General features: G+C 41.0%; 22 protein-coding genes. 12 read left to right on the top strand and 10 right to left on the bottom strand.

All coding sequences use genetic code 11. From position 1 onward, the window contains the following. Window positions 1-2 precede the first annotated feature (2 nt). From ACXZ1K_RS01975 to ACXZ1K_RS01990, 4 genes are read right to left on the bottom strand one after another with little or no spacing between them, the layout of a single operon-like run. Window positions 3-1,184 carry a DUF4350 domain-containing protein gene (locus ACXZ1K_RS01975; RefSeq protein ID WP_458971704.1) on the bottom strand — a complete coding sequence of 394 codons (1,182 nt, stop codon included), beginning with the start codon at window positions 1,182-1,184 and terminating at the stop codon, window positions 3-5. After that, the gene (locus ACXZ1K_RS01980) at window positions 1,181-1,912 is read right to left on the bottom strand and encodes a hypothetical protein (RefSeq protein ID WP_458971705.1); all 732 of its coding nucleotides are present in this window, start codon (window positions 1,910-1,912) and stop codon (window positions 1,181-1,183) included. Before ACXZ1K_RS01980 ends, ACXZ1K_RS01975 begins: the two co-directional genes overlap by 4 nt. A gap of 25 nt (window positions 1,913-1,937) precedes the next feature. Further along, window positions 1,938-2,816, bottom strand: a complete 879-nt coding sequence (locus ACXZ1K_RS01985; RefSeq protein ID WP_458971706.1) for a hypothetical protein — start codon at window positions 2,814-2,816, stop codon at window positions 1,938-1,940. Between the two features lie 5 nt (window positions 2,817-2,821). Beyond that, window positions 2,822-3,769 carry a stage II sporulation protein M gene (locus tag ACXZ1K_RS01990; RefSeq protein WP_458971707.1) on the bottom strand — a complete coding sequence of 316 codons (948 nt, stop codon included), beginning with the start codon at window positions 3,767-3,769 and terminating at the stop codon, window positions 2,822-2,824. Window positions 3,770-3,865: 96 nt separating this feature from the next. Here ACXZ1K_RS01990 and ACXZ1K_RS01995 point away from each other — a divergent pair, with 96 nt between their 5' ends. Further along, window positions 3,866-4,603 (top strand): RDD family protein, encoded by a 738-nt coding sequence (locus ACXZ1K_RS01995; RefSeq protein WP_458971708.1) that lies wholly within the window; start codon window positions 3,866-3,868, stop codon window positions 4,601-4,603. On the opposite strand, the gene ACXZ1K_RS02000 is transcribed toward ACXZ1K_RS01995, so the two are convergent. From ACXZ1K_RS02000 to ACXZ1K_RS02010, 3 genes are all read right to left on the bottom strand, one after another. After that, window positions 4,596-5,324 carry an SGNH/GDSL hydrolase family protein gene (locus ACXZ1K_RS02000; protein ID WP_458971709.1) on the bottom strand — a complete coding sequence of 243 codons (729 nt, stop codon included), beginning with the start codon at window positions 5,322-5,324 and terminating at the stop codon, window positions 4,596-4,598. The two genes, ACXZ1K_RS01995 and ACXZ1K_RS02000, sit on opposite strands and share 8 nt — an antisense overlap. 105 nt (window positions 5,325-5,429) lie before the next feature. Continuing rightward, entirely contained in the window at window positions 5,430-6,125 is a 696-nt protein-coding gene (gene lipB, locus ACXZ1K_RS02005) for a lipoyl(octanoyl) transferase LipB (protein WP_458971710.1), read from the bottom strand. An 8-nt stretch (window positions 6,126-6,133) separates the two neighbouring features. Next, the gene (locus ACXZ1K_RS02010) at window positions 6,134-6,775 is read right to left on the bottom strand and encodes a 4'-phosphopantetheinyl transferase family protein (protein WP_458971711.1); all 642 of its coding nucleotides are present in this window, start codon (window positions 6,773-6,775) and stop codon (window positions 6,134-6,136) included. 66 nt (window positions 6,776-6,841) lie between these two features. On the opposite strand from ACXZ1K_RS02010, the gene dcd reads away from it, so the two are divergent. Genes dcd through ACXZ1K_RS02030 form a run of 4 tightly spaced genes read left to right on the top strand, consistent with a single transcriptional unit; the run spans window position 6,842 to window position 11,722 of the window. Next, the gene (dcd, locus tag ACXZ1K_RS02015) at window positions 6,842-7,378 is read left to right on the top strand and encodes a dCTP deaminase (RefSeq protein ID WP_458971712.1); all 537 of its coding nucleotides are present in this window, start codon (window positions 6,842-6,844) and stop codon (window positions 7,376-7,378) included. A 6-nt stretch (window positions 7,379-7,384) separates the two neighbouring features. After that, the gene (locus ACXZ1K_RS02020; protein ID WP_458971713.1) at window positions 7,385-10,078 is read left to right on the top strand and encodes a TonB-dependent receptor; all 2,694 of its coding nucleotides are present in this window, start codon (window positions 7,385-7,387) and stop codon (window positions 10,076-10,078) included. A gap of 5 nt (window positions 10,079-10,083) precedes the next feature. Further along, the gene (locus ACXZ1K_RS02025) at window positions 10,084-10,845 is read left to right on the top strand and encodes an enoyl-CoA hydratase/isomerase family protein (protein ID WP_458971714.1); all 762 of its coding nucleotides are present in this window, start codon (window positions 10,084-10,086) and stop codon (window positions 10,843-10,845) included. 1 nt (window position 10,846) lies between these two features. Next, window positions 10,847-11,722: an SDR family oxidoreductase gene (locus ACXZ1K_RS02030; RefSeq protein ID WP_458971715.1), complete on the top strand. Its 876-nt coding sequence runs from the start codon at window positions 10,847-10,849 to the stop codon at window positions 11,720-11,722. 1 nt (window position 11,723) lies between these two features. Here the strand turns inward: ACXZ1K_RS02030 and ACXZ1K_RS02035 are convergent, their stop codons facing one another. Continuing rightward, on the bottom strand, window positions 11,724-12,773 hold the full coding sequence (locus tag ACXZ1K_RS02035; protein WP_458971716.1) for a 3-oxoacyl-ACP synthase III family protein: 1,050 nt from the start codon (window positions 12,771-12,773) through the stop codon (window positions 11,724-11,726). 76 nt (window positions 12,774-12,849) lie between these two features. Here ACXZ1K_RS02035 and ACXZ1K_RS02040 point away from each other — a divergent pair, with 76 nt between their 5' ends. The 5 genes from ACXZ1K_RS02040 (at window position 12,850) to ACXZ1K_RS02060 (ending at window position 19,525) form a co-directional block, all read left to right on the top strand. Further along, window positions 12,850-13,131: an ATP-dependent Clp protease adaptor ClpS gene (locus ACXZ1K_RS02040; protein WP_458971717.1), complete on the top strand. Its 282-nt coding sequence runs from the start codon at window positions 12,850-12,852 to the stop codon at window positions 13,129-13,131. A gap of 126 nt (window positions 13,132-13,257) precedes the next feature. Continuing rightward, entirely contained in the window at window positions 13,258-15,762 is a 2,505-nt protein-coding gene (locus tag ACXZ1K_RS02045; RefSeq protein ID WP_458971718.1) for a TonB-dependent receptor, read from the top strand. Window positions 15,763-15,772: 10 nt separating this feature from the next. After that, the gene (locus ACXZ1K_RS02050; RefSeq protein WP_458971719.1) at window positions 15,773-18,166 is read left to right on the top strand and encodes an outer membrane beta-barrel protein; all 2,394 of its coding nucleotides are present in this window, start codon (window positions 15,773-15,775) and stop codon (window positions 18,164-18,166) included. Between the two features lie 38 nt (window positions 18,167-18,204). After that, window positions 18,205-18,759, top strand: coding sequence for an NUDIX domain-containing protein (locus tag ACXZ1K_RS02055; RefSeq protein WP_458971720.1), 555 nt, complete (start codon window positions 18,205-18,207; stop codon window positions 18,757-18,759). A 34-nt stretch (window positions 18,760-18,793) separates the two neighbouring features. Further along, window positions 18,794-19,525, top strand: coding sequence for a lysophospholipid acyltransferase family protein (locus ACXZ1K_RS02060; protein ID WP_458971721.1), 732 nt, complete (start codon window positions 18,794-18,796; stop codon window positions 19,523-19,525). Here ACXZ1K_RS02060 and ACXZ1K_RS02065 read toward each other — a convergent pair. Beyond that, window positions 19,522-20,271: a LytR/AlgR family response regulator transcription factor gene (locus ACXZ1K_RS02065; protein ID WP_458971722.1), complete on the bottom strand. Its 750-nt coding sequence runs from the start codon at window positions 20,269-20,271 to the stop codon at window positions 19,522-19,524. The genes ACXZ1K_RS02060 and ACXZ1K_RS02065 overlap by 4 nt on opposite strands. Next, complete coding sequence (locus ACXZ1K_RS02070) at window positions 20,268-21,299, bottom strand: sensor histidine kinase (RefSeq protein ID WP_458971723.1); 1,032 nt, start codon at window positions 21,297-21,299, stop codon at window positions 20,268-20,270. The genes ACXZ1K_RS02065 and ACXZ1K_RS02070 overlap by 4 nt, the downstream gene beginning before the upstream one ends. Before the next feature lie 228 nt (window positions 21,300-21,527). Between ACXZ1K_RS02070 and ACXZ1K_RS02075 the strand changes: the two genes are divergently transcribed. After that, window positions 21,528-21,704, top strand: coding sequence for a hypothetical protein (locus ACXZ1K_RS02075; RefSeq protein ID WP_458971724.1), 177 nt, complete (start codon window positions 21,528-21,530; stop codon window positions 21,702-21,704). A 208-nt stretch (window positions 21,705-21,912) separates the two neighbouring features. Continuing rightward, a complete protein-coding gene (locus tag ACXZ1K_RS02080) occupies window positions 21,913-23,481 on the top strand; it encodes a M28 family metallopeptidase (RefSeq protein ID WP_458971725.1) in 1,569 nt (522 codons plus the stop codon). Window positions 23,482-23,550: the final 69 nt, after the last annotated feature.

Below are 23,550 nucleotides of genomic sequence, written 5' to 3' on the forward strand. Positions count from 1 at the left end.
TGTTATTGGACTTGTTTATAAAATTTTTCCATCAGTTTGTTTAAACTGATCAATTGATCGTCATTTACTTTACCACCTGCATTTATCCCGTTGATGAGGTCTGAAAGCTGTGCTATTGTTTCTTCTTCAGCACCAGATTTATGGATCAGGTTGCTTAAGAACTCGTTATTCAATTCATTGGTTTTTAGTCGGTAATTACTTCTAACAAATTCCAGAAAGTAACTGATCTTCTTTTTTGCAATATCCGTATTGTTTCGTTGCTGGTAATAAACCTTGCCAACTACTTTTACGAAATCTACCGATGAGTTTCGCAGTGGTTCTATTACAGGGATAATACGCTGACGGCGTTTGATCTCGAATAGCACAAAAATGAGCAGGGTAACTAACCCGATCAGGTAGGCATATTTAAGGGGATTATTTTTGAAGATCACCCTCAGGATAGCATCATCATCGATGTTTCCCCTTGTATTGTATTCATCCCAAATCAGTGTGTTTCTTGTGCTTAAATACGAAAGTGCCTTGGCAGCATATGCTGCTCCAATAGGATTGATCAGTGTATAATTGGTCAGCAATTGCGGATTTGGGAGCAAATACAAATTTCCCTTACCAAATTTGTACCTGATGAAGTTGGCATTACCATGTTGATTCCTTCCAAGCACCGTAACCCGTGCGGTATCGAAAGCATCAAAGTACTGATCTCCCAAGCCCTTATCCAGTATATAATGCCGACTAGCTTTTAAAGCCGGGTTGACAAAATTGATCCCGGTACTGGTTGACTTGCTTAAATTAAATAAGGTATTGGTACTAATTTTCAAGGTGTCCCTTAACATTTTGCCCAATTCAAAGGCCGCAATAAATACATCATTTCCACGCCTTAGGTAGAGATCCATTTGCTGGTAGTCGTACTTATTAAACTTTAGCGTCCCAGCGATCATCAGGTAATTGCTGGCCAGGTAATTCGTGCGCTTTAATGTATTGTACATGGGCTGTCTGGATACGCGAACGGTAGTGTTAGGGAACAAGTTGCCAATTTCTTTATGCAGGATATAGGTTCCAAAAGGAATCTTATCTTCTTTAAGATAACTGGGCGACCAATCGGTAGGTTTTGGTTTGTAGTATTGCGCAATCACATAGATCACTACAAGGATACCACTGATGACAAGGTATGACTTCAGTCCCTTCATAGCTTGCGATTGAAGTTGTTAAAGTCCAGCTTCAACTCATTGAAACGATTCTGATCTAAAAAAAATTCTCCGTACCAGATGTACTCAAACTGATTGGTTAACTGTTTAAAAAGGTCTTTTTTGTTTGAGTCTGCAATCTCCAGGATATAGGCCTGATTGGTCTTTTCAGGTTGCCAATCAATTTGGTCTGTATCGCTTAGGTATTTCAGCGTCCTGAGGTAGAACATTCGGATGGCTAAACGGTAATTACCTGCCCCACTTGCCTTTTCAATTTCCTGGTCAAAGTTGATTTCGTGAATATTGTCCATCGCTTCGGCATAGGGAACATCGAGAGTTTTGGATTTAGATGAGAGGAACTTAAAATCAACGCCCGACAACCGCATTAACAAATAGATCAGCAGCGCTACAAATGCTGCAATGATAAAATATCCAAAATAGTTACCTGCTGTAGAACTGCTAAAAACATTTTCAAAAAGCCTCCAGAACCACTTCCAGAACCTTGTCCACAAGCTCTCATTTTCCGGAGCAACGTTATCATACTTAAAATCTTTATCGGCTTTATATTCTTTAATCCGCGTAAGATCAAAAGACCTGACTTTTACGTTCGAGCTGCTATCCTCCAACACCACTTGTTTGGGCTTAGGCTTTTTAAGGATTATGCTTTTTGGAGCAGACTGAAGCCTAACTTGATAAGAAGCCGCCCTCAGGTTAAAGGAAAGTAAGAGCATAAAGACGAGGAAAAGTCTTGGCATCTTAATATTCTTCCGGAGCGTTGAATTGATCTTTATCTTTCCCCATTTGTTGTATACGGCCTAACAATCCGCCGCTCTCTAACCGTTCAACCAGGTTAAAGTAGCAAAGCGATACACCAACAATAGGGAATATGGTGAATACTTGCGCCATGCTTTGCAGAATTGTAGAAATTATGATCAAGATGGTACTTGCACCTTTACTTCCTGGCGTAAAAGCCCTACCCATATTAATGATAGCTGCGGGAATTGAGGGAATCAATATTGCAGCATAAGTGATGATAAATAGAATAAACATGGCGGCAGCAGTTCCCCACCAATCTGTATTTACTAATTTAAATGCGCGACTAAAAGAGTAGCGAAAGCTTGCGTTCTCAAATATCATTACCGAATAAAAAATAGAGAGTGCCGGAAAGGCATATATCCCAGGAATGACACAGCAAATAAAGCTGACAATCATAGCAATGATTACGAGAAAAGAGCTCCCAAAAGCCCTGAAATAAAAGAATTTAAAGTATGACCATACCTCTTCTACCGAAGGAGGGATGTTTCCTTTTTCGATGTATAATGCCATATAACTTAATGTTGAAACCGTCATTGCCGTGTAGGTAGCAAAAGACAGCAGCATGACAATGAAGTAATTGATGGAAAAAATCTTATCAAAGGGAGATACTGGTTTAACAACTTCTGATCCGAATGAAAAACTATCAGCAGTAGATAGCGCGTAGGTTATTGCGGAAAGCATTGAGGCTAAAATAAAAAACCCGCAGAGGTATAGAAATACCTTTAACAATGGTTTGAAATTCTGTTTGATGAAAAGAAATGTATCGCCGATGAGCTCACCAAATTCCCTTTGCTTTTTAAATTCTAATCTTTCTTGCATTGTTTTTAAAGTTGATTGCGTTTATTTAATTGATAAGGATAAAGGATAACATACCAGATGATGAACAGTAAAGAGCCACCAAGTATGGAACTGCTAAGCCATATGGGCATTTCCGTATGCCTGGTTACAAAGCCTTCAAAAAAGGCAGCAACAATAATGATAGGTATAATTCCTGCAGCGATCTTGGTACCGTCCTTTGCACTAGACCTGAAAGCCTGCATGCGTGTATATGTTTTGGGAAACAGTAACCCCTGACCTAAAACCAGACCTGAGCCACCAGCTATGATGATTGCCGAAATCTCCAGCGTTCCATGGATCCAGATGACGAGGACAGATTCCATGCCCAGTCCTTTACTAAAAAAATAGTATTCAAACGAACCAAGCATCACACCGTTGCGGAGCATTGCGAACACTGGCCCGATTGATAAAAAAATACCGCTTAAAAAAGTAACCAAAGTGACATAGGTGTTGTTTGCGGCGATCATGAAGAACATAGAAAATTCTCCCTGACTTTTATAAACTCCGAAAGGATCGCCTTTGGCAATGTTCTCATTGGTCATGTTCACATAACCATCGCCCATGATCAATCGCACAAAAGTATCATCATATTTGGCTGAAAGGGCACCTATTAATGAAAAAAACAGGAAGAATAGGAACGCATAAAGTAGTTGTCTCCGGTATTTATAGAACAATAGGGGCAGCTCAAACTTCCAGAAGCTGATAAACCTACCACTGTTACCTTTTTTATTCTTGTAAATAGATTGATGCAGCAAGGAAGCCACACCGTTTAAGTAGGCTGTAGTTTTTGACTTAGGGTAAAATGTTTTGGCGTAAGCCAGATCGTTTGTGATGTCGATAAACCGATCTGCAAGCTCGTCGGGGCTATCGCTATGCAGCTGCTCATAGGCTTTCCATTTCTCGGAATTTTGCTTTACAAAGAGCGCTTCTCTCATATAGATAACAGGGCGTTGAATTTTTTGTTAAAATAGCAAAAAACAAATTTACCAGTATCATAAAAATGATATTAGTTATTTATTATGTTTGGATATATGGAGACAATAAAAGTAGGCACCAGTCAGAATGTAGCGATCGACTATGCTGTTGCGGGTCTGGGAGAAAGGATTGCGGCGCGGCTCATCGACCTGGCGATCTTTTTTGTAACCTACATTGTATTTATCATCCTGGGCCTTGTGGTGACCTTCTCCAGGATGGGAGATGTGCTGACCGGATTAATTATTACCTATGCAGTATGCTATGTCTTCTATAACCTGGTCTTCGAGATCATCATGAACGGCCAAACCGTAGGCAAACGCATTATGAAAATCAGGGTGATTAGTTTAGACGGCGGACAGGCAAGCCTTGGTCAGCATTTTATCAGGTGGTTGTTCAGATTGGTAGATTTTGTGCTGACTGCACAGGTTGGCGGTTTAATTTGTATTGCCGTTACGGAAAATAAACAGAGAATTGGAGATATGGTTGCCGGCACCACACTGATCAAGACCGTACCGAGAACCAACTTAAATCACATTGCCTTTAGTCTGCCAACGATATCCGAAGAATACAATCCTGTATTTGCCAATGTACATCAATTAACAGACAGCGACATTGAGCTCATCCACGAAGTGATACTTACTTATTATAAAACGCGAAATTACGACGTGATAGAAGCGATGGCCATAAAAATGGAAGATCATATTGGCATTGCCAGGCCGAAAGATATGAGTGGGGTAGTCTTCCTCGAAACCATCATCAAGGATTATAGTCACGTTACCTCTGCGGCTATTTAAAAACCTTAACAATTGCCGGTGCTACTGCAACTGCCCATCCGGTATACATTTTAGCGGAAGGATGCAGACCATCTGAGGCAACCAAGGAGAGATCGGATGCTGCATCTCTGGATGCTGGAGTGATATCCGTGTAGCTTATCCCCAAAGCGAGGGTTTCTTCTTTATTAATGGCATTGAAAGCATCAATTTCCTGCGATATGGTTTGTTGATTTCTGCCGCTTTGTTTGGCAAAAGGCGTTACCCCCCAGTCTGGTATAGAAATGACGAATACATGAGTCTTTTCGTTACTTGTATAATCCAAAGCGATTTGTAGTAATTCTTTGAACTCTTTCCTGTAGGTATCTCTGGATTGACCTCTGTACTGGTTATTTACGCCAATGAGCAGGGTAACAAAATTGAATTTCTGTATTACTCCAGACGCAGCAATAGCAGTTTTTAACTCATCGGTTGTCCAGCCCGTTTTCGCGATGATGGTAGGTGGATTGATGATTAATCCCTGTTTGGTCAATTGGTTTACCAGCTGACTTGGAAAGTTTTCAGAAGCGTTCACGGCTTCGCCGATTGTGTAGGAATCGCCCAGTGCAAGATAATTGAGCTGCTTTCCCTTATTTGGATCAACTGGCTGGGTTTTTACGGTATCAACTGGCTTCTTTGGGGTATCAATAGGCTTCTTCGGTGTATCCAAAGGTTTAACTGGAGTAGGTTGTTCGGGAATTTCCATAGCGATTGAGTTGCCTTTCTTGCAGGCCAATATCAACATTAAACTTAAAAAAACAAGCCATACTCTCATGAGTTGAGATATACGAGAAGAGTAAGTGATTGGATGTTAAAGGATTTGCATTCCAAATAATGCAGCAATATGGCCTTTCAACTTTTCCTTTACGTCGTCCATATCTAATGAATACCCCAATTCGCGCTGCATGGAAGTAACGTCTTTATCATCAATTCCACAAGGCACAATATTTTTGAAATAACCGAGATCCGGATTTACATTAAATGCAAAGCCATGCATCGTGACCCAACGACTGCAACGCACACCCATTGCACACATCTTTCTTGCTTTTTCATTGTCTGCATCTAACCACACACCTGTATATCCCGGGTAGCGCCCGGCGACTATCCCATAATCAGCAAGGGTGAGTATTACCGCCTCTTCAAGGGTTCTTAGGTAAAGGTGTATATCAGTAAAGAAATTATCGAGATCCAATATGGGATATCCTACCAGTTGTCCGGGTCCGTGATAAGTGATATCCCCTCCACGGTTTATTTTATAATAGGTGGCTTGTTTATCAATAAGTCCTTGCTCGTCCAGCAATAGGTTTTCCGGGTGACCGCTTTTACCCAAAGTATAAACATGCGGGTGTTCACAAAAGATCAGGCTATTGGGCGTTACTACAGAGGTGCCATTGTTCCGGTTCGCGGTTTTTACCGCGATGGTTTGCTCAAATATCTGCTCCTGCCTGTTCCAGGCGTCCTGATAATCAACTAATCCCCAATCCTTAAATATGACTTCCTTATTCATCCTTAAAACTATGCAACTACGTAACCCAGCATATAATCATCTGCCATTTTGAAATAGTGCACAGTGAGCTGCCGGTTTGCTTCAGGAAGTTCTACTGCCGCGGTAAGTTCACCTCGCTCTTTCAGTTTAAATGGCTGTATATGGATGTGCTGCTTAAACTCCAAGCCTTTTTTGCCGTGCCATTTGTAGATCGCCTCCTTTGCACACCAGCAAACGTATAAGCCATTCACATTATCACCAATTTGTTTTTGAGCCAATTCAAGATCTGAAAGGAATTTATGTTTAATGGTTTTGATTTTGTGTTTAATCAATTCAATATCTACCCCTACTTTTCGTGTTTTACCAACAATGACTGAAGCATAGTCGTAAGAATGACTAAGGGAGATGTGATAACCCAAATTTGGAAGATAAGGTTTTCCGTGCTCATCCATCTGGCAATTAATATATTCTGAGGTGTTGAGCATCGTTCTTAGCAATACCCTGGTGCTTAACCAGTGCAGCAAACGCTTGCCGCTGTTAAAAGAAGCAATTACATCAAGCTCGTGCTTTTTAAGCTGTAAACCCGAAATTAACTGTTCTTCAGTTTCTTCGATCTTCCATACTGCCAGTATGGTGTCTTCGTCGATATTTTTATTAAAAACTACGGGCATCTCTATTTTAGAATACAATGCAAAAGTATCTTAAATTAATCATATTTTAGACCAAATACTTTACAAATGATCCTGTCAGACAAACGCATACTAGAAGAAATAGATAAAGGAACCATAATTATTGAGCCGTTTAGAGAAGATTGTCTGGGCACCAATTCCTACGATGTACATTTAGGCAAATATCTTGCAACTTACAATGACCGTGTACTTGATGCAAAAGCCCACAATCAGATCACACATTTTGAAATTCCCAAAGATGGATATGTATTACATCCCGGCACATTATACCTCGGAGTTACCTTAGAATACACTGAAACACACGCACATATCCCTTTCCTGGAAGGTAAATCAAGTACCGGGCGACTGGGTATTGACATCCATGCAACCGCCGGAAAGGGTGACGTTGGTTTCTGCAATACCTGGACATTGGAAATATCTTGCGCTCAACCCGTAAGGATTTATGCCGGCATGCCGATCGGTCAATTGATTTACTTCATGGTAGAGGGAGACATTCAAACGATGTATAACAGCAAGGCCAATGCTAAATACAACAATAAAACTACGAAGCCGGTTGAAAGTATGATGTGGAAAAACAAATTCTAAGAAGATATGAAACGTAAATTAACCTCTTGTGTATTAGTCCTGTTAAGTGCAGTTGCTTTATTAGCTTACCGGTCGGATGATGATCCGTTTGATGCCCTCTTGAAAAAAATGTCTCAATACAATGAGGACTATCCACAGGAAAAAGTTCATTTACATTTGGATAAGCCCTATTATGCCGTTGGCGATGACATCTGGTTTAAGGCTTATGTAATCAACACTCAAACATCAAAATTATCTGCAATCAGTGGCGCGTTGTATGTGGAACTCATCGACGAGAAAGACTCACTTAAGCAACAGATTAAGCTGCCCTTGATTTCGGGCATAACCGCCGGTGATTTTAAACTCCCGGATGCTTATGATGAAGGTAACTACAGAATAAGAGCCTACACGCAATTGATGAAGAATTCCGGCACAGATTTTTTCTTCGATAAGACGATTAAAATCGGCAATTCATGGTCTAATCGAGTGTTCACAACAGCAAGCTATTCTTACAATAAAACAAATACTGCAGACGAGATCAATGCACAAATCAAGTTTACGGATAAAGATGGCAAGCCCTACCCGGAACAGGATGTCAGTTATGAAGTGCTTTTACGTAGTCGTAACGTACTGAGAGGAAAGGGCATCACTGATGCACAAGGTGATATCAAGTTTAAATTCAACAACCCAGATCCTTCATTTTATAAGTCAGGAAAGATACTGGCCACGCTAACCCTTCCAGATAAGAAAAAGGTAGCCAAAGAAATCCTGATTAAAGCTACTTCCAATGCGGTTGATGTACAACTATTCCCTGAAGGTGGGAATTTGGTAGAAAACATACCTTCCAGAGTGGGAATTAAAATCGTAAATGCCAACGGACTGGGAGAAGATGCCGATGGAATATTGTTAGATGATGGTGGCCAGGAGGTTAATAAGTTTAGCACAGCAAAATATGGAATGGGCAGTTTTATCGTGAACCCGCAAACTGATAAAAACTATACCGTAAAAGTTAAATTTAAAGATGGCTCGGAAAAGACATACCCATTACCGAAGGCCCTAAGTGCCGGATGTGTAATTTCAGCAAAAAATAACGCAGAGGACATTCAAATCAGGATCATGCTTTCTGAGCAGTTGCTTAACAAAGGGGAGATAAAACTCGTGGCGCAACATAATGGAAATGTCTACTCGATAACCAAAGCTACGTCGGCTAAACAAGTAGTAGCTGCTACCTTCAAAAAGAAAGATTTGCCCTCCGGAATTATGCAATTCACCGTATTTTCCGCAGACAATACGCCATTAGCTGAGCGGCTAGTTTTTGTTAGAAACCAAGCTGATGAGATTTCAGCAGCAGTTTCTACCGATAAACAGGAATACCGAACTAAGGAAAAAGTCAACGTATCACTCCACGCAATAGTTGATGAAAAACCAATTGTAGGAAGTTTTTCCGTCGCAGTTACGAATGCCAGTGCCGTAATTCCCGATGAGTTAAACGAGAGTAATATCTTAACCTCATTATTACTAACCTCAGATATTTCCGGGTACGTAGAGAATCCAAACTATTATTTTATTAAAAACGATGAGACTACACGTGAACACCTGGACAACCTGATGCTTACCCAGGGATGGCGAAGGTTTCTATGGAAAAACGTTATCGCGGGCGTTAAACCAAAAACGGTATTTGAACCGGAAAAAACACTAAGAATTAGTGGCTTGATCACGAATTTTGATGGCAAACCCTTACCTGCTGCAAAGGTATCCTTATACTCAACCTCCGGAGGTTTCTTTTTCCTCGATACGCTAAGTGATGCCAACGGCCGTTTCTCTTTTGACCAACTCAGCTTTCCTGACAGTACTAAATTTATTGTACAAGCCAGAAATGCGAAAGGAAAGAAGAATACGGAGATAAAAGTTGATGTGGTTTCGGGACAGGCGGTTAGTAAAAATAAAAATACAGGCGACATCATTGTTAACGTAAATCAACAACTAGCCAGTTACCTTAAACAGAGTGAGAATTATTTTAACGATTTGACGAAGAGTGGCCGGTTAGAAAAGAGCATCGTGCTTAAGGAAGTGAAAATCGAACAAAAGAAGAATAAAGCGCCTAACTCTTCTAACATGAATGGCCCAGGCCAGGCCGATGACATCATTACGGCAGATAAATTACAAAATTGTCCTACGCTTAGTCAGTGTTTACAAGGCAGGGTTGCTGGTCTCATGGTTACTAATGGCGTAGCTACTTTACTGAGAAATCAGGGAGCGCCTATGCAGATCGTGATTGACGGCATGTACGTTGAGCCAGATTTTCTAGATGCCATCAACCCTATGGATGTGGAAACAATAGAGGTGCTTAAAAGCATAGGTTACACATCTATCTATGGATCAAGAGGTGGAAGTGGACTATTGGTGATTACGACCAAACGTGGTGGAAATGGTGCCTCCACGTTCACTAAATTTGTACCGGGCATCATTACTTTTTCTCCAAAAGGTTACACCAAGGGCCGGGAATTTTATTCTCCAAAGTACGATGTTCCGGAATCGGCTCCGGCGAGTGACTTAAGGTCAACCATCTACTGGAACCCACTAGTGGCTACGAAAGAAGACGGCAAGACTGAGTTTAGTTTTTACAATTCCGCTGAGCCGGGAACCTACAGGGTTGTAATTGAAGGCATAAACATTTCCGGTAACCTGGCGCATACTGTCTATACCTATACCGTTAAATAAGTCTAATGAACACGATAAAAGTTACCATAAAGGATCATTTAAGCATTATTACGCTTGATAGAGGAAAATCTAATGCATTGGACCGTGAAATGATTACGGAACTCAACGATATTTTCAAGAATATCGCATCCGATTCAAATATTGCCGGTGTGATCATCACCGGGAAAGAAAACTTCTTTTCTGCCGGACTTGACCTGATTTCACTTTACAATTATAACGAAGAGGAAGCGAAATCCTTTTGGCATTTGTTTTTAGATTTTACAGCCACCATTACCTCTTTTAAAAAGCCTCTTGTTGCGGCAATTAATGGGCATAGTCCCGCTGGTGGTTGTGTTATTGCCCTTGCTTGCGACTATAGGATCATGGCTGAAGGGAAATACATTATCGGCTTAAACGAGGTACCTGTTGGGATCATTGTACCAGAAAGTATATTTAAGCTCTACTCCTTCTGGATAGGAAAGGCTAATGCATCCAGAAGCTTACTGGAAGGTAAACTGTTTAGTCCAGACGAAGCCCTGCAAATTGGACTGGTAGACGAATTGGTCAATCCCGCCAGCATTTTAACTGCTGCCGAGCGTAAAATAAGAAAGTACATGGCTATGGAAAGAAACACCTGGGAGCAAAGCAAGCTGAATATTAGAAAAGAGCTGATCAATGCAACCAGCGCAGACCAAAGCGAAGCACTTGAGGTGATGCTTGCGCAATGGTGGTCGCCAGCAACCAGGAGTATCCTCAAAACAATAATTAGCAACCTTCAAACCAAATAGTATGTACAACGAGCCGATGTTAAGGGATGATGCTTTAAAGGGAAAAACCATAGTAGTTACCGGCGGTGGAACCGGTTTAGGTAAAGCCATGGGAACATATTTCTTAAAACTGGGAGCGAATCTTGTTATTACCAGCAGGAAATTAGATGTTCTGCAGAAAACTGCATTAGAAATGGAGGCAGAAACTGGCGGCAAAGTACTTGCCCTGGCATGCGATGTTAGAGAATATGAGCAGGTAGAGAACGTGCTTGCGAAAACGCTGGAAACTTTTGGAAAGGTTGATGCATTGCTAAACAATGCTGCAGGAAATTTTATATCACCAACAGAACGCCTTTCTGCCAATGCATTTTCTTCCATTATCGACATTGTTTTGAAGGGATCGGTTAACTGCACGCTGGCTTTTGGCAAACACTGGATTAAGGAAAAGCAGCCGGCAACCGTTTTAAATATAGTGACAACCTATGCTTTTACAGGCTCTGCATATGTGGTGCCTTCAGCATGCGCAAAAGGTGGTGTGCTGGCTATGACCCGCTCACTGGCAGTTGAATGGGGAAAATATGGTATCCGCACTAATGCCATCGCACCTGGCCCTTTTCCGACAAAGGGAGCCTGGGAGCGATTGTTGCCCGGGGATCTTGCCGAGAAATTCCATTTTAAGAACCGCGTACCGCTGAAACGTGTTGGTGAACACCAGGAGCTGGCAAACCTGGCCGCTTTTTTAATAAGCGACTTTGCAGGCTATATTAACGGAGAGGTGATCACAATAGATGGCGGGGAATGGTTACAAGGCGCTGGGCAGTTCAACGGAATGGAGGCTATTCCTGATGAAATGTGGGACGCTTTTGCACAGATGACCAGGTCTGCAAAAGGCAGTTAGATTACCATGCTATTAATGCACTTGCCCAGGTAAATCCAGAGCCAAACGCTGCTAAGCAGATCAAGTCGCCTTCTTTAATTCTTCCTTCTTCCCATGCCTCACACAAAGCAATTGGAACTGACGCGGCGGTCGTATTCCCGTATTTTTGGATATTGTTAAATACCCTGTCATCTGGCAGACCTAGTAACTGTTGAACGTATTGGCTAATGCGCAGATTGGCCTGATGTGGTACAAGTAGGTTGATATCTTTACTTTCTTTACCATTAGCAGCTAAGGCCTCCTTAATTACTTCCGGGAATTTAACTACTGCTTTCTTAAAAACTGCCGGACCATCCATGTATGGCAAGGCAGCACCTCCCTCCAATTGTTCACGGGTTAGGAACAACCCACCAAGTTCCTGGTCGGGGTAACCTGGCTTATCTTTCAGCCACTTGTTGGCATTGGAACCCGGATAAAACATTGCCAATAATTCAGCGTCGGCGCCATCACTATGTAAATGGGTACTTAATATCCCTTGTCCGTCTTTTTGTGTAGGCTGCAGCACTACTGCCCCTGCCCCATCCCCAAAAATTACAGATACATTGCGGCTTCTGGTTTCAAAATCCATAGCAAAGGAGTGCTTTTCACTCCCTACCACCAGGATATTCTTGTACATGCCGGTTTTAATAAATTGATCTGCAACGGATAAAGCATAGATAAAACCAGAGCATTGATTCCTGATATCCAGGGCGCCAATTTCCTTCATTTTCATTTCCCGCTGGAGCAGTACACCGCATCCAGGGAAATAGTAATCCGGACTCAAAGTAGCAAAAACAATAAAATCAACATCTTCTGCAGTGATACCCGCACGTTCTATGGCTATTTTTGCAGCCTCTACACCCATTGTAGTTGTAGTTTCTTCAAGTCGGTCTGCAAACCGGCGTTCTTTAATGCCTGTCCGTTCCTGGATCCACTCATCGCTGGTTTCCATAAATCTGGATAAATCGGTATTGGTATATACATTCTTAGGAACGTAATAGCCGATCCCGGCAAGTTTTGACCGCTGCATCATATTTGAAGTTTAATTAATTTTAGGCAAAAATAATTTTACCTGCAACATTATTTTGAAATAAGCTTATTTTTGTAAGATGTCTACAGAAACAAAAGAAGAAACATTCACCTTAGAAGAGATCCTAACTTCACTTAAGACGGTCCACCGTTTGATCCTTTGGAATGATGATGTAAACACTTTTGACCACGTGATCCATTGCATGATGAAATATCTGGATTATATGGAACACCAGGCAGAAAAAATTGCCTGGGAAGTACATAACAAAGGAAAATGTGCGGTGTTGGAAGGCTCCTTTACAGAAATGGAAATCTATCGCAAAATTTTACAACAGGAAGGCCTCACTGTCTCTGTAGATTAATTCTCACAAGATTTTTACTGTTAGAAAGGTATTTAACCTGTAATAAAATAGTTACGCCCTGTATTATTAAACTAACTGGCCGTTTCTTTGTCCCTCTTATTATTATTACAAAAATAAAGATCCTAGATGAAGAATTACGTACGCAAGACCGTGCTCTTATTACTTGTTATTTGTATCCATGCAATTACCCTTACTGCACAAACTACCGGCGATGGAAAAATCACTGCTAAAGTTGTCGATGCAGCTACCAATCAGACCGTTCCATTTGCTTCTGCAATTGTGATCGATAGAAAAACCAAAGCCGTTGTTAAAGGTGCTCAAACAGATGTAGATGGTAATCTTTTAATGGTGGGCCTACCAAAAGGTGTGTTTAGTGTTAAAGTGAGCTACCTGGGTTATCAAACTATGGTTAGAGATTCCGTTTCCATAACAGACGCTAAAAAAGAAATCAATTTCGGCACAATTAACATGAAGCCTTCCAAAGGTACTGTGCTAAACGAGGTGACCATCACCGCACCCAAAAGCACCATCCAAATGGGTATTGATAAGAAGATATTTTCGGTTGACCAAAGTTTGGTGAGCGAGGGCGGATCAGCTTCCGATCTTTTACAAAATGTTCCATCCGTACAAACCGATATTGAGGGCAATGTAAGCCTGAGGGGTTCAAGTGGCGTGCGCGTATTAATTGATGGCAAACCATCCTTGATTGCCGGTGGTAACGTGGCTCAGATCCTTCAATCTATACCTGCAAGTTCTATTGAAAGTGTGGAGCTGATTACCAATCCATCGGCAAAATATGATGCAGAGGGACAGTCCGGCATCATCAACATCGTTCTGAAGAAAAATAAAAAACTAGGTTTAAACGGTTCAGTTGCACTTACTGCGGGTAACCAGGAAAACTACAATGCCAACACCAACTTAAGTTTCCAAAACAGCAAAGTAAACCTGTACGGGAACTACAGCTATCGTTATGGCAACAGATTGGGTGGCGGCTTTAACAATATCCAGTACACCAATTTATTATCTGCAAGTTCTGCTGCATTTACCAATCAGATCACTGATTCTAAATCATTAGATAAGGGACATAATTTTAAAGCTGGTATTGATTATTATGTAAGTGAAAAAAGCGTGCTCAGTTTTTCCGGAGGCTTTAACGTGCGGGACAATGATCGCAATGAACTTCTAACAATTAACAAGCTAGATCAGCTAAGAAATCCGCTTGAACTAAGTAACAGGACAAATTCAAACCTGGGTACAGGTGGAAGCTATGATTTAAACTTGGATTTCAGTCATAAGTTTGCGAAGCCTAAAGAAGAACTTACTTTCAACTTTAGCTTTTCTGAGGGTGATAACGACAATGACCAGATCTACAACACAGATATCTATAATGTAAATGGAACTCCGGTAAATTCCTTCCTCAACATTCAAAACAATGCCAACTACGGTTACAATAAAAATTATAATATTCAGACCGACTATACCTTACCAATTGGTCAGTTGGGCAAAATAGAAGCTGGATACCGCAGTCAGATTAGGTTTGCAGAAAACAGCCAAATATCATCTAATTCAGATGTATTTACTGGAGAATTTATACCCAACCTGGGTTTGAGTAATCTGTTTAACAGCAAAGATCAGGTTCACGCACTGTACTTTAACTTTCAAAACCAGATTAAGAATTTTGGATATCAATTTGGTTTAAGGGCTGAGGATGCAACGCTTGATACTCGTCTTGGCACCTATCAATCTAACGGTGCGATCAACTATACGCCCGGTAAAGTTGCCTATACCAGGCTTTATCCAAGTGTTTTCTTAACGGAGAAGTTTAAGGGTGACCAACAACTACAGTTAAGCTATAGCAGAAGAGTAAACAGGCCACGCGGTTGGGATACGAATCCTTTCCTGGATGTTTCTGATCCATACAACTACCGTCAGGGTAATCCAAACCTGCTTCCTGAAGATGTGCACGCATTTGAGTTGAGCTACAGCAAGTATTGGAAGAAAGTAACCCTAACTTCCAGTGCGTATTTGCGTAAAACAAACGATGTTATCCAACGCATCAGGACTACTCCTGCTGAATATGAGGGAACTGGAATAACCCTTTCCACGCCTGTAAATCTTGCCAGCAGCGTCAACAGTGGATTTGAGTTAATCAGTAAAGTTGACGTGGTCAAATCCTGGAGCTTTACAGGAAACGTAAACCTTTACCAGGTCAATGTAAACGGTAACTCCAGCCTCGGTGTACTGGAAAGCTCTGGTTTTAGCTGGAATGCAAACCTGACCAATAATTTTACATTACCGTATAATATCACCCTGCAAATTAAGGGTGATTATCGTGCCAAAGAGGTCATGGCACAGGGAACGAGAAACGCCATGTATGGTTTGGATGCCGGAGCTAAATACGACTTTAAAGGTAAGAAATCATCGCTAAGCTTAAACGTTAGAGATATTTTCAATACACGCAGATGGGCAATGACTACCGCAGCTGGGGGTACAATTGTAGATTTTAGCCGTAGAATGCAGGGTACAATGGCTAATCTCACTTACTCATACCGTTTCGGTAAATCTGACTTTAGTTTTAAGAAAACCAAAAAGCCCGATCAGGAAATGCGATCCGACGAGGAATCATTTTAGCAGTTAAGTTATGAAGGCCATTCTCCTCAACTTTTCCTTGATTCTTTTTTCTATACAGCTTAGCGCTGCCGAAAAAGGGATTATTTCAGGAAAAGTGGTGGAGCAGCTGGGAGCACTTCCTATTCCATCTGCAGTGGTATCGGTTTATGTGGTCGGATCAAACCAACCGATCGCAACTACGCCGACAGATGAGAATGGTATTTTCAAAATTACTGCGTTAAAGTACGGGACCTATGGCATTAAAGTAAGCTATATTGGTTTCACACCATTGGTTGTCAATGATATTGTTTTAACAGAAAAGGAGCCCGAGAAAAGAATGGGTACGCTTAAACTTGTTGCAGATCAAACCAGCTTAGATGAAGTGACCATCAACGCAGAAAAACCATTGATTCAATATGCTGCAGATATGATGACCTACAATGTCGAAAAGTCAATACTAGCAGAAGGGAGCACCGCAACTGACATCCTTAAGAATGTACCTATGGTTGAGGTTGATCTGGATGGAAATGCAACCATTTCAGGAAAGCGAAATACCAGGATATTTATTGATGGGAAACCATCAGATTACATGACCTCCAACATTGCAGATCTGCTGAGTGTGCTCCCATCTGATGCCATTGAGAAGATTGAAGTAATGACGAATCCACCAGCCAAATATTCCGGAGATGGGGAGGGCATCATTAACATTGTGATGAAAAAGAATTTCAAGATTGGATTGGGTGGAAATGCCGGCACAACCGTTGGCCTTCAGGGCAATACCAATCTCAATGCCAATGCTTCCTATAAAAGCAAAACCTATTCCATTAACGGCGGAGCGGCTTATCGGTACAATATTAGAAAAAATAGCAGCACCAATTACCGTGAAAATTTCTTTCCAGATACTTCCTTTTATTACAACAACCTAAACGACAACAGGAATACGGGTGATGGTGGAAATTACAGGGCCAATTTCGACTGGAACATCACAAAGAAACAAAACCTTCATGTCTCTACTAACTTCAATAATAACCTTGCAAAAAATGTAGCCGGTGCGTATAACCACTACCTGGACGAACAGGAAATTGAAACCAGCTTAAGGAATCAAACTACTAATGGTACCATAAGAAACCACACTTTTGTTTTTGATGCCGATTACGAACTGAATATCGATACTACCGGTGGGAAACTCTCTATGGGGCTAACCTACAATGATAATGAGGACCTGAATGCAAGGGTGATGAACCGGACGTTCACACCCGCCACCAGAAATCCGCAGCTGCAGGACAACAGTAATGAGATCACCAACAACGGTTTGACGTTTAAAGCAGATTATGACCGGCCAGTGTTTAAGCGGAGAGACAATATTGAGGCTGGCTTAATGTATACGTACAGAAATAACAACAATGATCAGCTGATCCAGAACTTTGATTACAACACGAATCAATATCTGGTGAACGAGAAGCTCAGTAACGAGTTTTTATATAAAGAAGATATTTTCGCAGGATATGGCTCCTATAATTTCCGGGGTAAAAATTGGGGAGCAAAAGCCGGTCTGCGTGCAGAAGTTACGGCGGTAAAGTTCGACTTATCATCTGGTGAAAATTACGCTATAAATCCATACCTCAGCTTATTTCCCAGCTTTTCTGTCAACAAAAATTTCAGGAAACGCTATAATTTGGGCGCATCTTACAGTGTAAGGGTAAACAGGCCGAGAGAAAACAGCTTAAATCCTCAGGTGAACAACAATGATCCGTTGAATATCAATTATGGCAACCCAAATCTATTACCCGAGTTGACGCATCAAATGGATGTGAGTTTCAATGTATATGGTCAGCGTTGGTTTTTTATGCCCAAGCTTGCCTATTCACGGCGGAAAGCAGTGATAGAAAGATACCGCTCGGTGGCGCAAACGGGGGTTTCAGAAACTACATACGATAACGTTGGGTCTAATGAGGAGTACAGTCTTTTTTTAACAGGAAACTATCGGCCACATAAAACTATTTCTACCAATGCCAATATTGGATTTAGTCAGGGATCATACAAATCTGACCTTAACAGTTCGTTGAACAGAAAAGGAAAAAATATCCATGGCAATTTCGGCATGTCAATGGAACTTCCTTTTAAAACTGCATTTGAAGGTAATATCAATTATTACAATAATATTTCCGCACAAGGTAGAAATAAGGGCTCCATCACTACTTGGATGGGTGCAAGAAAAGTCTTTCTAAAAAATAAGCTGAACGCAAGAATTAGCATCAATGATCCGTTTGGCAGGGCCAGTAATTCTTCTTTTAACGAGGGGATTAACTTCAGAGCGCAAAACTATTTTACCAGCAATTCCAGCAACGTTACGTTAAGCCTAAACTATCGTTTTACCAGGATTACAAAAACAAAAATACCTCCCCCTCCGGCAGTTAGCCCTTAAATAATACACATCGGTTGACTATTTTGTATATTGCAGCTATGCAAGAAAAGAATCCCTGGACAACACTTCGATCTGACCATATTTATGATAACAATTGGATTAATGTGCATGAACACCAGGTCATTAATCCATCAGGAGGGAAGGGTATTTACGGCGTAGTACACTTTAAAAATGTAGCTATAGGCATACTGCCGTTGGATGAGCAAAACAATACCTGGCTTGTTGGACAATACCGATATCCATTAAACGCGTATAGCTGGGAAATTCCAGAGGGAGGTGGACCGTTAGGAATTGATCCCCTGGAAGGCGCGCAAAGGGAATTAATAGAGGAGACTGGATTGACCGCTACGGACTGGAAAGAAATCCAAAGGATGCATTTGTCGAATTCTGTTAGTGATGAGCTCGCGGTAATTTATGTGGCCAGAGGATTAAGCCAGGGAACAGCAGCACCAGAAGAAACGGAACAACTGATGATCTGCAAAGTTCCTTTCGAGGATGCCTATCAAATGGTGCTTTCAGGAGCAATTACGGATAGCATGAGTGTGGCAGCGATATTAAAGGCTAAAATCCTTTTGCTGGAAGGCGTTTTATAAATAATATATACTTTTGTCAAAAAAATAAACCGCTATGAATAAATTGTTAGGCTACATCATTAGTCCGATTTTTTATATTGCTTTTCTACTTGTCCTCATTATATTTCAACCGGTGCAATGGGTGTGTTACCGCTTTTTAGGATACAAAGCACATAAAATTTCCGTCGATGTGCTCAATTTCTTTTTAACCTATTGCGATCTCTTATTGCTGTCTTCTGTTACCTTTAAAAATGAACAGGTGCTACCGGTGGACAGGCCTATTATTTTTGTTGCCAATCACCAGAGTATGTATGATATCCCAGCCCTGATCTGGTTTTTAAGGAAATATCATGTTAAATTCATATCCAAAATAGAACTTACCAAGGGTATCCCTTCGATCTCCTTCAACCTTAAATATGGTGGCGGGGCAAACATCGATCGCAAGGACAGCAAACAGGCAGTTTCCGAGATCATTAAACTGGGCCGCAGGATGAAAGAAAACAATTGGTCTGCTATGATATTTCCTGAAGGAACACGGGCAAAAGATGGCAAAATAAAACCATTTCAGGTGGGTGGTATCGCTACCTTGCTCAAAGTTGTCCCAAATGCGCTCATCGTGCCTGTAGCCATCGAGAATTCATGGAAGATTGTGCAATATGGAACCTATCCCCTAAGTGTTGGGGAAAGGTTGAGGTGGACAGTACTCAAACCAATTGAACCCGCAGGCAGGAATGCGGAAGAGGTGGTCTTAACAGCAGAAGCAGCTATAAAAGCAATCGTCAACTAAATATTTTTGTTGTCTATTCTTCTAAAGAACTCATCTCTGTAGGTATCACCTATCGGGATGATCTTTCCATTAATGGCAATTCTGCTGCGCTCAATACTTTCAATTTTGTCCAAAGAAATGATATATGATTTGTGCACCCGGATAAATTGTCCTTGTGGCAAGGTCTCCTCCATCTTCTTCATATTTTGCAGCGTAATAATCCGTTCAGCCTTGGTATAGATAGAAATATAATCCTTCAAACCTTCTATAAAAAGGATATCATCCAACTGGATCTTCTGAATTTTATGTTCTGTTTTTACAAAGATGAAATCTTGTACATTATGGTTTGCAGCAGTGAAGGGAGCTGATGTTAATATGGGCTGTGGCGCAGGCGCAGGTTCTGCAACTTTATTCTGGTTGTGCACCTTTTCAACGGCTTTGTAGAATCTGTCAAAAGCTATGGGCTTCAGCAAATAATCAGAAACATTCAAGTCATAGCTTTCCAGGGCATACTGGGAGTAAGCTGTGGTTAATATATAACTTGCTTTGTTATTGGCAATCTTTAAGAATTGGATACCGGTAAGCTCGGGCATCTGAATATCCAGAAAGACAAGATCAATACCACCTGCCTGTACCAATTGCAAGGCCTCAATAGCATTCTCAGTACGCTTTACCAATTCCAGGAAAGGAACTTTAGATACATAATCTTCAATAATATCAAGCGCCAAAGGCTCATCATCAACAGCAATACATTTTAACTTTGTCATATATCAAGCATTAACTCACTGGTATAGTGGGTTTCCGAATTTACAATATTTAATTTATAACGTTCAGGATACAGCAGTTGCAGCCTACGCTCTACATTGTGCAAGCCTACACCGCCCATCTGGTCCTTATTATAACTATTCTTTTTATTGCTCACACTGAAGTGTAAAATCTTCTGATTGGCAATTATATTAATCTTTATCGGGTTTTCCGGGTCATTTGCTACACCATGCTTAAATGCATTTTCTACAAACGAGATCAGGATCAGCGGAACAATTTGCTGGTTGTCTATTTCTCCGTTCTGCGTAAACTCTACGGCAGCTCCATCTTTAAACCTCAGCTTTTGCAGTTCTATAAAACTCTGCACATACTCTATTTCTTTGTTTAGTGAAACCCAGCTGTCGTTACTCTCATAAATCATGTACCGCATAATCTCAGAAAGCTTTAAGATTGCATCAGCAGTTTTATCAGATTTTTGGTAGGCCAAAGAATAGATGTTATTGAGGGAATTGAACAGAAAATGTGGGTTAAGCTGTGACTTTAAAAACTGTAACTCCATTTCTTTCTTTTCACGGATCAGGTTTCTTTGTGCACTCTCGTTCCCAAACCAGTCTGACGCGAATCTAATCAGTGAACTGGCTACCACAAAGAAACCAGAAATAAACATGTTAATGAAAAAATATAAGGCTACTGAAGCATACCTGCCTTTCATGGCCTCATCAACTGCCTTTAGAAAAGAATTGGAATAAATACTGTCTATTCCAAGCTTACAAAAGGTCATGATCACAATCAGGAGTACAATACTGACTACATACAAACCATACCTCTTTGTGTCCTTTACTAATAACGGGATCAGTAAAGTATAATTGATGTAGAATATAGAAATATTGATTAGGGAAGCAAAACCATGCCGGGTGGCGAAGGAGCTCAATGTGACTTCCTCATGCCCAAATAATACCTGAAAATATAAGATGGCACTAACAATGAGCCAAAATACCAGGTGACCTGTTAATGGTGCTTTTGTCTTCATTTATTAATGCTGTAACCAAATTTCATATGTCCAAAATAGCTAATCTGATACGTTTTGAGGGCTCGCTTTCGACGAACTGGCATTTTTTTTCTACCAATGGCATAAATTAACTAATCAATTACAAAACTATTCTTTTTAGGCGTTTATCTATAATAATATGGGCTTGGTCTAAAACATTTTAGCAGCATTTTAATAATGATTCTATTTGTTTCATCAAACAATAAGATTATGAAAAAGTTATCAAACGTATCGCCATTCCTCCTTTTATTAGTTCCTGTATTCATTATGATGGTTTTTACATTCGCATCCGCGACTACAAGCAACCAAAATGACGATGAGGTGGCATTAAAGTCTGGTTCTTCAAAAACTGCGCTAATTAAATTTAGCAATCCCTTTTCTAACTAAAGTTTGCTTAGGCAAATTAACGCCCCCGTCTGTCGCATATCATTCTGGTAAAGTCAGGCTGTTACTTCTTATCAGCCTACATATTCCTGATTTCTCACCGAATTTTAAACGCTTTCTACCTCCACTTCAAACAAACATGTAAAAATATTGGGATGATCTCACATTTATTTCCCCATAAGTGTAAATTCAGCAATCCTAATAAACTTACATGATGAAAATACTTACGATAACTGTACTTAGTCTTGGAATTTGCCTTTCGGCAATCGCTCAGGAAAAGATTGATATGAATGCGGTCCAACAAATCCGCAAAGAAGGACTTGACAATTCAAAAGTAATGGACATTGCCTTCCACATTACTGATGTATCCGGACCCCGACTCTCCAATTCACCTGGATTAAAACGAGCACAGGAATGGGCAATTAAGCAATTCACAGAATGGGGTCTAAAAAATGTTCACCTGGAATCATGGGGTAAATTTGGAAAAGGATGGCAAATAGATAAATATTATGCCGCCACAACTTTACCATACTATCATGCCATCATTGCCGCTCCTAAAGCATGGACGCCTGGTACAAATGGCCCGATTAAATCAGAGGTGATCCTGATCAAGGCCGATACCATAACTGACTTAGACAAATACAAAGGAAAGCTTGCAGGAAAGATCGTCATCTTTGAGCAGTCTACACTGCAGCCCCTTCAAAATACCTATAAACCGGATGCGGTAAGACATGCAGATTCTACCTTAACAAAAATGGAACAGGCAAGCCTTCAGGCTGCAAGACCAGCGCGTCCGGCCGGAAATGCAAATGTGATGGCACAGATGATGAAAATGCGTGAAACCAGGGCCGCCATGGCAAATGTATTATTAGAAGAAAAGGTTGGGTTGATTTTAACTTATGCGCGTGGGAGCTATGGTACATTCTTTACCAGTAACGGCGCTTCTTATGCTCTAGATGCTAAACCAGTATCTCCAGAACTGGAAGTTTCTTCGGAAGATTTTCTGCATATCCTGAGGCTGCTCCGTGCAGGACAAAAGGTAGAAATTGAAGCAGACATTAAAACATCATTCTTTGACCAGGATCCTGAGGGTTATAACGTTATCGCAGAAATTCCTGGCACTGATAAAAAATTGAAAGACGAAGTAGTCATGATCGGTGGTCATTACGATTCCTGGCATTCGGCCACAGGCGCCACAGATAACGGTGCTGGCTCAGCCGTTATGATGGAAACCATGAGGATATTGAAAGCTATCAATTTTAAACCAAAAAGAACCATTAGAATTGCCCTTTGGAGTTCTGAAGAACAGGGCCTGTTTGGTTCAAAAGGCTATGTAGCCAAGCACTATGGAGATCCTAAAACGATGATTTTAAATCCGGACCAAAAGAAAATCAGCGCCTACTACAACCTTGATAATGGAACAGGCGCCATAAGAGGAATTTACCTGCAGGGTAATGAAGCCGCAGGGCCGATATTCAAAGAATGGCTTAGCCCTTTTAGTGATATAGGTGCAAAATCAGTCACCATCAGCAATACCGGGGGGACAGACCACCAGGCTTTTGATGCGGTAGGCATTCCGGGATTTCAATTTATCCAGGACCCGATGGACTACAATACCCGCACACACCACAGCAATCAGGATACCTACGACAGGTTGGTAGAGGAAGATCTCAAAAGGTCAGCTACTATTATTGCCTCGTTTGTGTACAATACCTCCCAGAGAACACAACAAATACCGAGAAAAGAATTACCTAAAGCGCCCGAGGTTCCAAAACCTTAACAAATTTTTAAAAATTAATACCCGGTCAAAAGCCTCCAGAAATGGGGGCTTTTGCAGTTTAACATAGAT

The organism is Pedobacter jaeyakensis (assembly GCF_054461315.1).

What these genes read in the sequence shown, in the direction of transcription:
- ACXZ1K_RS01975 (WP_458971704.1), bottom strand. Translation starts at nt 1,184, where the DNA reads ATGAAGGGACTGAAGTCATACCTTGTCATCAGTGGTATCCTTGTAGTG.
- ACXZ1K_RS01980 (WP_458971705.1), bottom strand. Translation starts at nt 1,912, where the DNA reads ATGCTCTTACTTTCCTTTAACCTGAGGGCGGCTTCTTATCAAGTTAGG.
- ACXZ1K_RS01985 (WP_458971706.1), bottom strand. Translation starts at nt 2,816, where the DNA reads ATGCAAGAAAGATTAGAATTTAAAAAGCAAAGGGAATTTGGTGAGCTC.
- ACXZ1K_RS01990 (WP_458971707.1), bottom strand. Translation starts at nt 3,769, where the DNA reads ATGAGAGAAGCGCTCTTTGTAAAGCAAAATTCCGAGAAATGGAAAGCC.
- ACXZ1K_RS01995 (WP_458971708.1), top strand. Translation starts at nt 3,866, where the DNA reads ATGGAGACAATAAAAGTAGGCACCAGTCAGAATGTAGCGATCGACTAT.
- ACXZ1K_RS02000 (WP_458971709.1), bottom strand. Translation starts at nt 5,324, where the DNA reads ATGGAAATTCCCGAACAACCTACTCCAGTTAAACCTTTGGATACACCG.
- lipB (WP_458971710.1), bottom strand. Translation starts at nt 6,125, where the DNA reads ATGAATAAGGAAGTCATATTTAAGGATTGGGGATTAGTTGATTATCAG.
- ACXZ1K_RS02010 (WP_458971711.1), bottom strand. Translation starts at nt 6,775, where the DNA reads ATGCCCGTAGTTTTTAATAAAAATATCGACGAAGACACCATACTGGCA.
- dcd (WP_458971712.1), top strand. Translation starts at nt 6,842, where the DNA reads ATGATCCTGTCAGACAAACGCATACTAGAAGAAATAGATAAAGGAACC.
- ACXZ1K_RS02020 (WP_458971713.1), top strand. Translation starts at nt 7,385, where the DNA reads ATGAAACGTAAATTAACCTCTTGTGTATTAGTCCTGTTAAGTGCAGTT.
- ACXZ1K_RS02025 (WP_458971714.1), top strand. Translation starts at nt 10,084, where the DNA reads ATGAACACGATAAAAGTTACCATAAAGGATCATTTAAGCATTATTACG.
- ACXZ1K_RS02030 (WP_458971715.1), top strand. Translation starts at nt 10,847, where the DNA reads ATGTACAACGAGCCGATGTTAAGGGATGATGCTTTAAAGGGAAAAACC.
- ACXZ1K_RS02035 (WP_458971716.1), bottom strand. Translation starts at nt 12,773, where the DNA reads ATGATGCAGCGGTCAAAACTTGCCGGGATCGGCTATTACGTTCCTAAG.
- ACXZ1K_RS02040 (WP_458971717.1), top strand. Translation starts at nt 12,850, where the DNA reads ATGTCTACAGAAACAAAAGAAGAAACATTCACCTTAGAAGAGATCCTA.
- ACXZ1K_RS02045 (WP_458971718.1), top strand. Translation starts at nt 13,258, where the DNA reads ATGAAGAATTACGTACGCAAGACCGTGCTCTTATTACTTGTTATTTGT.
- ACXZ1K_RS02050 (WP_458971719.1), top strand. Translation starts at nt 15,773, where the DNA reads ATGAAGGCCATTCTCCTCAACTTTTCCTTGATTCTTTTTTCTATACAG.
- ACXZ1K_RS02055 (WP_458971720.1), top strand. Translation starts at nt 18,205, where the DNA reads ATGCAAGAAAAGAATCCCTGGACAACACTTCGATCTGACCATATTTAT.
- ACXZ1K_RS02060 (WP_458971721.1), top strand. Translation starts at nt 18,794, where the DNA reads ATGAATAAATTGTTAGGCTACATCATTAGTCCGATTTTTTATATTGCT.
- ACXZ1K_RS02065 (WP_458971722.1), bottom strand. Translation starts at nt 20,271, where the DNA reads ATGACAAAGTTAAAATGTATTGCTGTTGATGATGAGCCTTTGGCGCTT.
- ACXZ1K_RS02070 (WP_458971723.1), bottom strand. Translation starts at nt 21,299, where the DNA reads ATGAAGACAAAAGCACCATTAACAGGTCACCTGGTATTTTGGCTCATT.
- ACXZ1K_RS02075 (WP_458971724.1), top strand. Translation starts at nt 21,528, where the DNA reads ATGAAAAAGTTATCAAACGTATCGCCATTCCTCCTTTTATTAGTTCCT.
- ACXZ1K_RS02080 (WP_458971725.1), top strand. Translation starts at nt 21,913, where the DNA reads ATGATGAAAATACTTACGATAACTGTACTTAGTCTTGGAATTTGCCTT.